The organism is Proteus sp. PR00208, from assembly GCF_016238545.1.
Classification (GTDB): domain Bacteria; phylum Pseudomonadota; class Gammaproteobacteria; order Enterobacterales; family Enterobacteriaceae; genus Proteus.
On sequence record NZ_JAEHQE010000011.1, the window covers coordinates 13612 to 26158 of the forward strand.

Consider the following 12547-nt stretch of genomic DNA (forward strand, 5'->3'; position numbering starts at 1 on the left):
TGCTTGGAGAAAATAACGTGAAAATAGTTATCGCCCCTGATTCTTTTAAAGAAAGTTTAAGTGCGAAAGAAGTTGCAACAGCAATAAAACAGGGTTTTTCACGTTATTTACCCGATGCTCAGTATTGTTGTATTCCTATGGCGGATGGTGGTGAAGGCACGGTGACATCGCTGGTGGATGCAACGCAAGGCCGTTTTATCTCTACACAAGTGTGTTCGCCTTTAGGTAAACAAGTGACCGCAACGTGGGGACTTTTAGGTGATAACACCACCGCTGTGATTGAAATGGCACAAGCTTCTGGTCTTCATCTTATTCCTTCATCTCAACGTGATCCCAAATTAACGACCAGTTATGGTACGGGTGAATTAATTAATGCCGCACTTGAAATGGGCGTTAAAAAAATTATTTTAGGATTAGGTGGCAGTGCTACAAATGACGCTGGTGCAGGGATGATGCAAGCACTCGGTCTTGGTCTTAAAGATAAGTTTGGGGCATCTTTACCTTTTGGTGGGCTATCATTAGCTCAACTTCATTCTATTGATATCACCAAACTCAATCCCAAACTAAAACATATTGAAATTGAGATTGCTTGCGATGTCACTAATCCATTGTGTGGCGAAAAAGGAGCATCCGCTATTTTTGGTCCACAAAAAGGAGCAACCAAAGACGATATTGCGCAACTTGATAACGCATTACACCATTTTGGTACTTATCTTGAGAAAATGACGCAACGCACTCTTATCCATATAGCAGGAAGTGGTGCTGCGGGAGGATTGGCTCTGCCTTTGCTTGCATTTACGCAAGCAAGACTTTCGCAAGGTGTCGAATTGGTAGCTAAAGCTGTTGAATTAGAAAAATATTTTATTGATGCAGATTTGGTGATCACGGGCGAGGGGAGAATGGATAGCCAATCGGCGCAAGGTAAAACACCAACAGGCGTTGCTAAGTTGGCAAAAAAATACCACCTTCCTGTTATTGCGTTGGTCGGTGGTTATTTACCAGATTACGATGTAGTTCATCAGCAGGGTATTGATGCGGTTTTTTCTATTGTTCCTGGTGTTTCTACACTTTCTGATGCGTTAAGTAATGCGCAAAAAAATCTTAATGAGACGGCTTATAATGTGGCGAGGCTTTATTATTCGTCATATATCAAGTTGTAGAATTATTTAGAGTATATGTTGCATATATTCAAGTTGTAGAATTATTTAGAGTATATGTTGCATATATGCAAGTTGTAGAATTATTTAGAGTATATGTTGCATATATGCAAGTTGTAGAATTGTTTAGAGTAAGAATATTGTCAAATATTGAGAACATAGAGATCAGATTGTGGTGATGGATTAAATTGATGGTGTGTTAAAAAAGCATGTGCAACATCATATCCATTTTTTTCGTTGGATAAGCTTATTGCTTGCCAATGGGGAATATCAGGATATGCAGATAAACATTGTGTCAGTAAATAATGCCCAACACCACGGCGACGTGTTACTTCTCTGACCATAAAATCGGTGATTATCGCTTTATTACCCGATAATTGAATACGGCAAGCCGCCAGTAATCGCTCATTAAAACGTGCCACAAAGAGAGTGTTATCTTCGGTAATTTCGGTTGTTAGTGCATGTTGATAACAAGGCTCTTGCCAAATTTTACCTAAATCGATACGGTCTTGTGTTGAAAGCTGTGTCAGTTTTTCAATGGTCAGTTTCATCAAATTTCCTGTTAGTTTGCAGTGTGCCTTTTTTCTTTTAATGATGACATTAATGTTTTGAATGTGAAACACAATGCCAAACTCGTGAAGATCACACAAGAATAAAAGACATACTCATAACTATTACCAGTGACAAAATAGGTCGCCACCATAGGACCCGCAGCCATTCCACAATAACGAATAAAGTTATAAATCCCCATTGCGGTTGCTCTCATTGTACTGAAATAACTCGCTAATAATGTGGTATGTGTTGGCATGGTTAATCCGAGAGAAAGCCCATATAACACAGTTAAACCCAACATCATAGGAAGTGATATTTGCCAAAAGAGTGCAAATAGCGTCAGCATAATCAGGTTAATACAGGAGGTTATAATTACACCAAACTCAATGCTAAATAAATGGCAAATCCTACGGTAAAGATAGCTACCTGAAATCAGTGCAATAGACATAGGGACATACAATCCACCGATTTCGGTACTGTTAAGCTGATAGAGATGAAAGGCTATTAAGGGTAAAAATACTAAGAGACAAAAATAGTTATAAAACACCATAAAACTGATGACAAATACAGATTTACCCGCAGGAGCCATAAGTACTTGTTGCATTGCAGACATGCTTTTAAAAGCTTCTTTCTGTTCTGGACGTGTTTCAGGTAAATAAAAGAGATGCGTAATAAGTAATATGACACCGACTATGGCCAAGAAAATAAAAATACCTTGATATTGATAATGTTGCGCTAAATACCCGCCTAATAAAGGACCACAAGCAGGAGCTAGTGCTAATAACATTTGATATGATCCCATTGCTTTAGCACGCTCGTTTCCTTGATAAAGATCCCCAAGAATAGTGGCTGCAACCACAGGAATAGCTGCGATACCGATGGCTTGGATCACCCGCCAAAAAATCAATACGCCAATAGAGTCAGACCAAACACAGCCCAAAGCTCCCACGATTGAAATGGCTAATCCGCCAAGCAAAATAGGTTTTCTTCCCCATTTATCAATCAATGAGCCGTAAAATAGTTGCATAACAGCCATAGAAAAAGTAAATGCAGATACCGTTAAATTAACCAATGATAACGTGGTATTAAATAGCTGTTGGATCAAGGGAAGTACAGGGGTATAGATATTTTGCGCCAAAGAGCCCAGCAGCGCGCTAAAGCAAATGAGATAAAATAGACTGCGGATTGATAGTTTCATAATATTGCCCTTTGTTATTTTGTTTCCACGGAAACAAAATAGATAATAGCGATATTTTGATTGTTGTAAATACTTTTGATACTATTTTTAATATTATTTTTTCCAAGGAAACAAAATGGTGAAAGAGAATATAACCACACAGGACTTACTAAAAGGGTTAAGTGATTTTTTGCATCTTAAAGATGAACAAGCCGATAGCAATCATAAAAAAGTATTAGAAGAGAATGGGTTAGATAATTACTCACTCACAGAACTGCATGTGATCCATTGTATTGGTGAAGAGAGTATGAGAAATCTCACAACTATCAGTGAATATATGGCAATGACACGAGGTGCTGTCTCAAAGATATGTAGTCGATTACAAAAGAAAGGCGCGATTGAAAAAATAAAATTAGCAGATAATCAGAAAGAAATATTTTTTATCTTAACAGAAGAAGGCGAGCGGCTTTTTCACGCGCATGAGGTGTTGCATCAACAATCTCAAGCAAAATGGTCTGCGTTATTTGAACAATATAATCAGAGTGAAAAACAAGCGATCCAACGTTTTTTTACTGATGTGATAAATACTTTTCGCGATTCGTAAAAAGGGTAAACCTGAAAAGAAAACCCCCATATCATGGGATACAGGGGCAAGGTAATTATTTTTTATCTTCAGCAATGCGATTACGGATATTATCTGCACGCTCTTTTGATGGTGGGTGAGAATCAAACATACTTGAATCACCGCCACCTAGTTTAGCTAATTTCTCAAAACCTGTGACTAAACCTGCGGTGCTTACCCCACGTTTTTTCAGCAGATCGTAAGAGAAATTATCTGCTTCTGACTCTTGGTGTTGAGAGAACTGAGCATTAACCAGTTTCTGTCCCATTTCAGCCAACTGAGAGCTACTTAATTGCGCTGCTACACCCCCTGCGGATGCTGCCGCAGTACGTGCTGCAACTGTTGCGTGTGCAACTTGAATTGCTTTACGAGTATGACCTAAAGCAACGTGACCCATTTCATGACCTAACACGCCTTCAACTTCGTTATCTGTCATCATGTCCATTAAACCGCTATAAACACGAACACAGCCATTCGCCATAGCCCACGCATTCACATCTTTAGTCATATAAACTTTGTAGTTTACTGACGTGCCATTAACTTCATTACCTAACGCTTTAGCGATATTATTTAAACGTTTAGTGTAGGTGCTATTTGCGGGTGCAACTTTATTTTGAGCATCCATTTCTTTACAAGCATCATTCGTTAGCGCTTTGATATCGTTATCGCTTAATGTTGCAGCTTGGAATAGTTGAGTGCCTGATTTGGTCAACATATCGGTATTAAGATTTTGACAACCAGAGAGTAGTGCTGCTGATACCATCACTGTAGCAAGTAATTTGATTTTCATTTTGAATTAAGTCCTTTTCTGCTGCGCAGTTTTATATAATTGCGTATTAAATACGAGCGGAAGAATAACAGTGCTTATCTATCGGTGCAATATAAGCATTTTATGTAATAAATATTATCTCCATATATATTTCTATTTTTTCATCTAAAAAATATTATTTTTTATTCTTAAAATGATGATGGAAAAACATATTGGTTATTTTAACTTCTTTAAATTTAAGAGGATTAATATAGTGTCTAATAGGGAGAAGATAAATTTCTCTTAGTAATATCTATGTAGATCATTGATTATACTTACTCTGAGTGTACGTTATGCTGTTTTGAATCTACTTGGAATAATATCAAAGGAACATTGTATTTAGATATGGGTTTTATTTGTTTAATTCTGACAAATTTTATATTTTTAATATTTATTGCTTAGTGATAAATAAATAACGATGCTTAAAGCATCGCTATTAAGATTAAACCGAAAATGAATAAATTGATATTGATGTATCAGGAAACCATTAATTCACTGATGAGCATAAAAGGGCGGTTAATACGTTTTCCTGTTTGCTCATTAAAGAAATGAAGGTTTTCAGGATGAATGGTTAGACCAATTTTATTACCAATATTCACACCATGATTGTTAGGTGCGCGAATAACAATAGACTGTTTTTGTTTATCGCAAGTTGTGGCATAAATTAAAACATCAGCGCCTAGTGCTTCAATAAATTCCACTTCAACATGAAAAAGGGGATGTTGATGGCTAATGATCAAATGTTCAGGGCGTAAACCTAATTTAATGGCTTGATAAGGAAGATGCTGAGATGAAACGGCAATATGCCCATCAGCGATTTCAATTACACCATGATTAATTGGGACATCTAAGATATTCATTGCCGGAGAGCCCATAAACGTTGCCACAAACACGGAAGCTGGACTTTCATAAATCTCTAAAGGCGTCCCCACTTGCTCTATATTTCCTTGATTTAAAACCACCAGCTTATCGGCTAATGTCATCGCTTCCACCTGATCGTGCGTCACATAAATCGAGGTTGTGGAGAGTTTTCGCTGTAATTTTTTGATCTCCAGACGCATCTGAACACGTAATTTTGCATCAAGGTTAGAGAGTGGTTCATCAAATAAAAACACTTTGGGTTTACGCACAATGGCTCTTCCCATTGCGACACGTTGACGTTGTCCACCGGAAAGCTCTTTGGGTTTTCTATCCAATAAATGACTGATTTCCAGCATGTTAGCCGCATTTGTGACAAGTTCTTCTATTTGGGCTTTGGGTGTTTTTCGATTACGTAAACCATATGCCATGTTGTTATAGACAGACATATGAGGATAAAGCGCATAGTTTTGAAATACCATTGCGATATCTCGCTCACTCGGTTCATGTTCATTAACACGTAAATTATCAATGAGTAAATCACCTTGTGTGATGGTTTCTAATCCTGCAATCATTCGCAGTAATGTTGATTTGCCACAACCACTTGGGCCAACTAACACCACCATTTCACCTTGCTCAATAGAAAGGTTCAATTTCGAAATAGCTTGGTGTCCATTAGGATAGCGTTTTTCTAAATCAGTGAGCGTTACGGTTGTCATATTATTTCTCCGTATCAATAAAGCCTTTTACAAAGGCTCTTTGCATCAGAATGACGATAAGGACTGGCGGCAACATGGCGATCAACGTGGTTGCCATAATTTTATTCCATTCAACGACACCATCAGAAACCGCAACCATCTGTTTAATTCCCATCACAATGGTGTAGTAGTGGGTATCAGTTGTGATCAGCATTGGCCAAAGATATTGATTCCACCCATAAATAAAGGTGATAACAAAAAGGGCAGCGATATTGGTGCGAGAAAGAGGAAGCAAGATAGTGAAAAAGAATTTAATCGGCCCAGCGCCATCAATTTTTGCGGCTTCAATTAATTCAGGGGTGATGGTCAGGAAAAATTGACGAAACAAAAAAGTAGCTGTGGCGCTAGCAATTAATGGAATAGTTAATCCAGCATAAGAGTTCAACATATTAAGATCAGTGACGACTTCAAATGTCGGCATAATGCGAACTTCAACGGGTAACATTAAGGTAAAAAAGATAGTCCAAAAGGCAAGCATCCGTCCCGGAAAGCGAAAGAAAACCACGGCATAGGCCGATAAAATCGATATAGCTAATTTCCCTATGGTGATCACTAACGCCATAACTAACGAATTCAATAACATGCTGTTAATTGAAATCGCACTATTTTGCGTTGTACCTGCCTGTGAAAATATCGTTTTAAAAATATTGAAGCCTTCAGTACCAAACCAAAGAGGAGAGCCTGTGGCAAACTCGGTGTTTTGATGGGTTGTTGCCACTAGTGCAATCCACACAGGGAATGCCACAGAAAGAATGCCGACAATAAGAATAAAGTGGCAGAAAGCATGAAATAAAGGTCTACGTTCAACCATCAGTAAGCCACCTTTTTCTCAACATAACGAAATTGAATAATGGTTAATATCGCGACAATAAACATCAAAATAACGGATTGTGCGGCGGAGGAGCCTAAATCTAATCCCACAAAACCATCGTTATAGACCTTATAAACCAGTGTTGAGGTGCTACTACCAGGGCCACCTTGCGTCATCGCGTGGATAATGGCGAAAGTATCAAAAAAGGCGTAAGCAAAATTAACCACAAGTAAGAAAAAGGTTGTGGGAGAAATTAAAGGAAAACTGATAGTAATAAAGCGTTTAATGGGACCACTACCATCAATAGCCGCAGCTTCTAAAAGAGATTTAGGTACAGATTGCAAGGCGGCGAGGAAAAACAGAAAGTTATAACTCACTTGTTTCCATGTCGCTGTTAAAATCACCATCCACATAGCGTGATGTGTATTAAGTACGGGATCCCAATTAATACCTATTTTCTTTAATTGTTGGCTTAATACACCAATTGTGGGATCAAGCATAAATAACCACAGAAAGCCTGCAATAACTGGCGCAATGGCATAGGGTGAAATTAAAATAGTGCGATAAAACAGTTTGCCACGTAAGACTTGCTCTGCAATACCCGCCAAAATAAGCGCTGACAGCATAGAGAGAAACACGACACTGATACTGAAAATTAATGTCGTGATTAAACTGTCAAAATAATAGCGATTACTAAAAAGTCGCTGAAAATTTTCAAAACCAACAAATTCTCGACTAAGTCCAAACGCATCTTCTAATTGAAATGACTGAAAGAAAGCTTGCCCCGCAGGCCAAATGAAAAAGATAAGCGTGATAGCTAATTGAGGAAAAATTAGCGCGAGAGGTAACCATTTTTGTTTAAAATAAATGGATTGAGAAGCCATACAATGTCCAGTAAATCGATAAAAACAGAAGGCGAGCGACTTTGCTCGCCTAATATAAGTGACTATTGTTGAGTTCGTTCAAAACGGCGTAACTGCTCATTCCCACGCGCAACCGCATTATCTAACGCAGCCTGAGCGGTCTGTTTTCCTGACCACACTTTTTCTAACTCTTCATCAACGATTTCTCGAGTTTGCAGGAAATTACCAAAACGTAATCCTTTGGAGTTGGCTGTTGGTTCAGAGGTTGTCATTTGTAATATTGCCGTATCTGCGCCCGGATTTTGCTGATAAAAGCCTTGCTGTTGTGTTAACGCATAAGCGGCTTTAGTCACCGGTAAATAACCTGTTGCTTGGTGCCAATCGGCTTGTACTTCAGGGCTTGAAAGATAGGTAAAGAATTTGGCAACACCGTTATATTCGGCATCTGGACGTCCCGACATCACCCATAAAGACGCTCCGCCAATAATGGTATTCGCAGGTTTTTGTACAAGAGAATCGTCATAAGGTAATTGGCTAACACCAATATCAATCCCTTTCATATTCTCTTTAATGCCTGCAAATCCTGCTGATGATTCCATCACCATGGCGCATTCTTGAGTATAAAACAGTGGCATTGCATCCGATTGACGTCCGCCATATTTGAAAATACCGGATTTCGACCAATCTGCCATTTGTTGAATATGATCCACGAAAGGTGCTTTATTAAAAAGGAAGGTAGTGTCAAAACCATCGAAACCGTTATTTTTTGTCGCAATAGGTAAATTATTACGCGCACCAAAATTTTCGATTTGTGTCCATGATTGCCATGTGGTGGTAAATCCACATTTCACTCCAGAATCGAGCAGTTTCTGAGAAACAGCTTCCATCTCTTTCCATGTCTTTGGTGGTTGCTCTATGCCTGCTTTTTTAAAGAGGGCTTTGTTGTAATAAAGTACAGGCGTAGAACTATTAAACGGCAGTGACATCATTTTTCCATCGCTGGTGGTGTAATAGCCCGTGACAGTTGATAAATAACTATTAGGATCAAAAGGCTCGTTAGTTTTTTCCATTAATTGATAAACAGGAAAAACGGCTTTTTTTGCCCCCATCATGCTCGCTGTGCCCACTTCAAAGACTTGCACAATAGCGGGTTGGTTTTTAGCACGAAATGAAGCCACTGCACTGGTCATCGTTTCAGCGTAAGTGCCTTTATAAACGGGTTTTATCTCATATTCAGATTGACTGGCGTTAAAATCAGAGGCGATTTGATTTACTTTTTGACCGAGCGCACCTCCCATTGCATGCCACCATTCAATTTGTGTTTTTGCGTGTGTAGGAGAAGTAAATAACGCCATTGCAACAGCAAGACCTGTTATTGATTTTATCGACATGCAGAATTTCCTTTTTAATCGAAAGTTAAAGGTGCAATCTAATCTGCGAATTACCCTAAATGTTGTTTATGACAAATGGGTGACAATTAAATGAAGATATATTGATGGTATGACTGTCAAATTGCTGTCATAAATGGTTGTCATGATGTCGGCACAAATGAAAAGGAGAGAGAAATGAAGATAGCTGCTCACCGAGGTTTTTCTGGAAAAGCGCCTGAAAATACATTGGCTGCGTTTAAAATGGCGATTGATTTCGGGTGCGAATGGATTGAAACGGATGTGCAATTAACCGCGGATCATGTTCCTGTGCTTATTCATGATAAAACAGTTAATCGTTGCACGAATGGGCAAGGTGCTGTGCGTTTTCATACCTTAGATGATTTACATCGCCTTGATGCGGGAAGTTGGTTTAGTTCACTCTATCAAGGTGAGAAAGTTCCTTCTTTAAGACAAGGATTGCAACTTATTAAGCGTTCAGGAACAAAGCTCAATATTGAACTGAAAACATGGCCTGATGATGATGTTGAACGTTTATGTTTAGCGGTTTCTGACATGATAAAAAGTGCAGATATTCCGAATGAGCAAATTTTATTTTCTTCTTTTGATACGCATGCACTGATCGTTATGAAACGATACCTACCTTTTATTCGCAGAGGCCAATTGTGGGATGAAATTCCTGATAATGCGTTAGAAACACTAAAAGCGATCGATGGTTTTAGTGTGCATTGTAATTACAAATATCTCACACAAGAACAAGCTCAAATGTTGAAACAAGCGGGTTATGAAATTTATTGTTATACCCCGAATAATCCTGAGGAAGTGAAAGATTTTGAGCAATGGGGTGTTGATATGCTGATCACTGATATGCCTGATGTTTATCTACCTAATGTTGATCAAATAGCAAAGTGAAAAAGCACTAACAATCCTGCTTACTTGTATTGAATAAGGCGTTATTGATGTGTTTGATGACGCCTTTTATCCTTTTCTTTCCGTATTTTAATTACAGAAATTAAATAAGAGAAACGTTGAGTAATAGATGTTTTCTTTACATTCTCTGCTATTATCCTGCGCAATTAATGAATAGATATTATTCAACTTGGTAATGTTTATCTCATTAAAAATAAAAATGGGGAAAATGGTTAGCGAATATGGCGACCTTATCAACCCAACCTCTAAGAGTAGAGGTGCGTTATTTCTACTTTAATTGCCAATAATATAATTGAGAGTGAAATATGAAAGAACTCGTTGTTGTTGCCATTGGAGGCAACAGTATTATTAAAGACAATGCTAGCCAGTCTATCGCTCATCAAGAACAAGCAGTACAAGAGGTTGCAGCCCATATTAGTGATATGGTGGCTGAAGGGTATAATATTGTTTTAACTCATGGTAATGGGCCACAAGTAGGGCTTGATTTACGTCGCGCTGAAGTGGCGCATGTGCAAGAAGGTTTACCGTTAACACCTTTAGCTAACTGTGTTGCAGATACACAAGGCGGTATTGGCTATTTAATACAACAAGCGTTAACGAATAAGCTTCGTGTTCAACAAAATAAACAAGCAATTACCCTTATCACACAAGTTGAAGTAGATAAAAACGATCCTAATTTTGTTTCTCCAACAAAACCTATTGGTGCATTTTTCTCTGAACAAGAGATGGTGCAATTAAAGCAAGAAAATCCTCAATGGCATTTTGTTGAAGACTCTGGTCGTGGTTATCGTCGTGTTGTTGCCTCCCCAATTCCACAACATGTTATTGAATCTAGTGCAATTAAGTCACTATCAGAATGCGGCTATGTTGTTATTGCTGTGGGTGGCGGTGGTATTCCTGTGATTAAAAATGAACAGGGAAATTACCAAAGTGTCGATGCCGTTATTGATAAAGACTTGTCATCAACATTGCTCGCAAAAGAATTACATGCAGATATTCTTATCATCACCACGGGTGTTGAAAAAGTCTGTATTCATTTTGGTCAGCCAGAACAAAAAGCATTGGGTGAAACATCGGTTGAGGAAATGACACAATATATGCATGAAGGGCATTTCCCTCAGGGCAGTATGCTTCCAAAAATCGAAGCCAGCCTCTCATTTTTAGCCGCGGGTGGAAAAAGAGTGATTATCACAACGCCAGAAAAACTAGCTTCTGCCTTAAAAGGTGAAACCGGAACGCATATTGTTGCTTAATTTTCGCAATCAAAAGTACTCCGTTATTTAATTGATAAACGCCTTATTTATAAAAGAATAAGGCGCTTATTTTATGCAGAGTTTCTTAATATATCGATGATTAAATAGTGTGATTAGCGGGATAGGCTTTCGCGTAATGGCGCGGATTTAATCGTGAAAATAATCCTATCGTGATAATCACTAAAACCGCATGAAATGCCCATGCATAAGTAAAGCTTCCGTCTGGCTGACGCAATATCACTGCCACTAACGGTCCAAAGGCAGCAATGATAAATCCTCCACCTTGCATTAATGCCGACAGCGCGCCCGCTTGTGCTGGATCAGGAATATGATCGAGCGCGACAATCATCATCATGGAAAAACACCCACCTAAGCCACAGCCTAAGAAAATACTCCACAGATAAGGCGCACTCATCGGAATAGTCATTATTGCAATAAAACCGATAAATTGACTTAGTAATGTCAGCATAAGCCAAAAACGTCGGTCGTGATTTTTAGCCGCTAAGAAAGGAATAATTAAAGCAGCAGAGGCTTGGAAAAGCGAAAGGATAGCGACAAGAGAGCCACTTTGTGCACTTGGCATTCCTAACGATTGGTAGAAAGGTGCCAACCATGTCACAACTGAAGCGTAACCTGCATTAACGCAACCAAAACCTAAAATAAGCAATCCTGTTCTGGGGCGCCAAATTAAGGTATTGAGTGATATTTTATTAGCAGATATGGCACTGTTTTTAATAGAAAAAAGAATAGCGACAAATGCCAATCCTGCTGGAAGTGCAAACCACGCTAAAGCATTTTGCCAATGACCATTAGATACCGTAATAATCGGGGATAATTGAGCACCTAATGCGCCTCCCCCCATTAGCATGGCGGAATACAGCCCCATCATAATAGGCGTTCGATGTCCAAACCATCCTTTAATAATGCCAGGAAATACCGCTTGAATATAAGCCACGCTCAAACCGCAAAAGAGGGCAGTCAGTAATAACTGATTACCATCAGAAACATAAGCTCGAGAAAATGAGCCTATAAGAAGCAACAACATTGCGACTAAAAGCCCTTTCCGAACTTGAATATAAGGCTGTAAGAAAGGAACGATTAGTGCGCCTATACCCATTAAAAACATGGGTAATAGCGTGAGTAATGAGACTTGGCTATAACTCATTCCTGTTGATGCAATAATATTATCAATAACAGGGCCGGGGCCAGTTAAGAAAGGGCGTAAATTTATCCCGACTAAAATAATCGTCAGGACAATCTGCCATGTTTTTTTTCTTGGTAAGGCAGTCATTATAATTCCCTGATAAACAATAAATATTGCCTGCTTTATGGACAGTGTTGATATAAACAGATGAGGGATTTTATATCAA

Annotated in this window: 12 protein-coding genes; 4 read left to right on the plus strand and 8 right to left on the minus strand. The window is 38.7% G+C overall.

Annotation, left to right across the window (positions count from 1 at the left end; genetic code table 11):
- The first annotated feature begins 17 nt into the window (after positions 1–17).
- Positions 18–1160: a glycerate kinase gene (locus JEP36_RS09195; RefSeq protein ID WP_198625935.1), complete on the plus strand. Its 1143-nt coding sequence runs from the start codon at positions 18–20 to the stop codon at positions 1158–1160.
- Positions 1161–1300: 140 nt separating this feature from the next.
- On the opposite strand, the gene panM is transcribed toward JEP36_RS09195, so the two are convergent.
- Both panM and JEP36_RS09205 read right to left on the minus strand, forming a co-directional pair.
- Positions 1301–1708: an aspartate 1-decarboxylase autocleavage activator PanM gene (gene panM / locus JEP36_RS09200; RefSeq protein WP_198630116.1), complete on the minus strand. Its 408-nt coding sequence runs from the start codon at positions 1706–1708 to the stop codon at positions 1301–1303.
- An 11-nt stretch (positions 1709–1719) separates the two neighbouring features.
- Entirely contained in the window at positions 1720–2907 is a 1188-nt protein-coding gene (locus JEP36_RS09205) for an MFS transporter (RefSeq protein ID WP_198619258.1), read from the minus strand.
- A 115-nt stretch (positions 2908–3022) separates the two neighbouring features.
- Here JEP36_RS09205 and JEP36_RS09210 point away from each other — a divergent pair, with 115 nt between their 5' ends.
- A complete protein-coding gene (locus JEP36_RS09210; RefSeq protein ID WP_198630117.1) occupies positions 3023–3490 on the plus strand; it encodes a MarR family winged helix-turn-helix transcriptional regulator in 468 nt (155 codons plus the stop codon).
- 55 nt (positions 3491–3545) lie between these two features.
- Here JEP36_RS09210 and JEP36_RS09215 read toward each other — a convergent pair whose 3' ends face one another.
- From JEP36_RS09215 to ugpB, 5 genes are all read right to left on the minus strand, one after another.
- Positions 3546–4298: a M48 family metallopeptidase gene (locus JEP36_RS09215; protein ID WP_198630118.1), complete on the minus strand. Its 753-nt coding sequence runs from the start codon at positions 4296–4298 to the stop codon at positions 3546–3548.
- Positions 4299–4792: 494 nt separating this feature from the next.
- On the minus strand, positions 4793–5893 hold the full coding sequence (gene ugpC / locus JEP36_RS09220) for a sn-glycerol-3-phosphate ABC transporter ATP-binding protein UgpC (RefSeq protein ID WP_198630119.1): 1101 nt from the start codon (positions 5891–5893) through the stop codon (positions 4793–4795).
- A 1-nt stretch (position 5894) separates the two neighbouring features.
- Positions 5895–6743 (minus strand): sn-glycerol-3-phosphate ABC transporter permease UgpE, encoded by an 849-nt coding sequence (ugpE, locus tag JEP36_RS09225; protein ID WP_109372022.1) that lies wholly within the window; start codon positions 6741–6743, stop codon positions 5895–5897.
- Positions 6743–7627 (minus strand): sn-glycerol-3-phosphate ABC transporter permease UgpA, encoded by an 885-nt coding sequence (gene ugpA / locus JEP36_RS09230; RefSeq protein ID WP_109372020.1) that lies wholly within the window; start codon positions 7625–7627, stop codon positions 6743–6745. Before ugpA ends, ugpE begins: the two co-directional genes overlap by 1 nt.
- 62 nt (positions 7628–7689) lie before the next feature.
- Entirely contained in the window at positions 7690–8997 is a 1308-nt protein-coding gene (gene ugpB / locus JEP36_RS09235) for a sn-glycerol-3-phosphate ABC transporter substrate-binding protein UgpB (protein ID WP_198625940.1), read from the minus strand.
- 174 nt (positions 8998–9171) lie between these two features.
- On the opposite strand from ugpB, the gene JEP36_RS09240 reads away from it, so the two are divergent.
- A complete protein-coding gene (locus tag JEP36_RS09240; protein ID WP_109372016.1) occupies positions 9172–9906 on the plus strand; it encodes a glycerophosphoryl diester phosphodiesterase in 735 nt (244 codons plus the stop codon).
- A 323-nt stretch (positions 9907–10229) separates the two neighbouring features.
- On the plus strand, positions 10230–11177 hold the full coding sequence (locus JEP36_RS09245; RefSeq protein ID WP_198625941.1) for a carbamate kinase family protein: 948 nt from the start codon (positions 10230–10232) through the stop codon (positions 11175–11177).
- Positions 11178–11277: 100 nt separating this feature from the next.
- Here the strand turns inward: JEP36_RS09245 and JEP36_RS09250 are convergent, their stop codons facing one another.
- Positions 11278–12468, minus strand: coding sequence for a cyanate transporter (locus JEP36_RS09250; protein WP_198619264.1), 1191 nt, complete (start codon positions 12466–12468; stop codon positions 11278–11280).
- Between the last annotated feature and the right edge of the window lie 79 nt (positions 12469–12547).

Excerpts from the sequence above, each read along its gene's own strand:
- JEP36_RS09245 (WP_198625941.1), top strand. The coding sequence starts at position 10,230 with ATGAAAGAACTCGTTGTTGTTGCCATTGGAGGCAACAGTATTATTAAA.
- panM (WP_198630116.1), bottom strand. The coding sequence starts at position 1,708 with ATGAAACTGACCATTGAAAAACTGACACAGCTTTCAACACAAGACCGT.
- ugpE (WP_109372022.1), bottom strand. The coding sequence starts at position 6,743 with ATGGTTGAACGTAGACCTTTATTTCATGCTTTCTGCCACTTTATTCTT.
- JEP36_RS09250 (WP_198619264.1), bottom strand. The coding sequence starts at position 12,468 with ATGACTGCCTTACCAAGAAAAAAAACATGGCAGATTGTCCTGACGATT.
- ugpB (WP_198625940.1), bottom strand. The coding sequence starts at position 8,997 with ATGTCGATAAAATCAATAACAGGTCTTGCTGTTGCAATGGCGTTATTT.
- ugpA (WP_109372020.1), bottom strand. The coding sequence starts at position 7,627 with ATGGCTTCTCAATCCATTTATTTTAAACAAAAATGGTTACCTCTCGCG.
- JEP36_RS09205 (WP_198619258.1), bottom strand. The coding sequence starts at position 2,907 with ATGAAACTATCAATCCGCAGTCTATTTTATCTCATTTGCTTTAGCGCG.
- JEP36_RS09210 (WP_198630117.1), top strand. The coding sequence starts at position 3,023 with ATGGTGAAAGAGAATATAACCACACAGGACTTACTAAAAGGGTTAAGT.
- JEP36_RS09215 (WP_198630118.1), bottom strand. The coding sequence starts at position 4,298 with ATGAAAATCAAATTACTTGCTACAGTGATGGTATCAGCAGCACTACTC.
- JEP36_RS09240 (WP_109372016.1), top strand. The coding sequence starts at position 9,172 with ATGAAGATAGCTGCTCACCGAGGTTTTTCTGGAAAAGCGCCTGAAAAT.
- ugpC (WP_198630119.1), bottom strand. The coding sequence starts at position 5,893 with ATGACAACCGTAACGCTCACTGATTTAGAAAAACGCTATCCTAATGGA.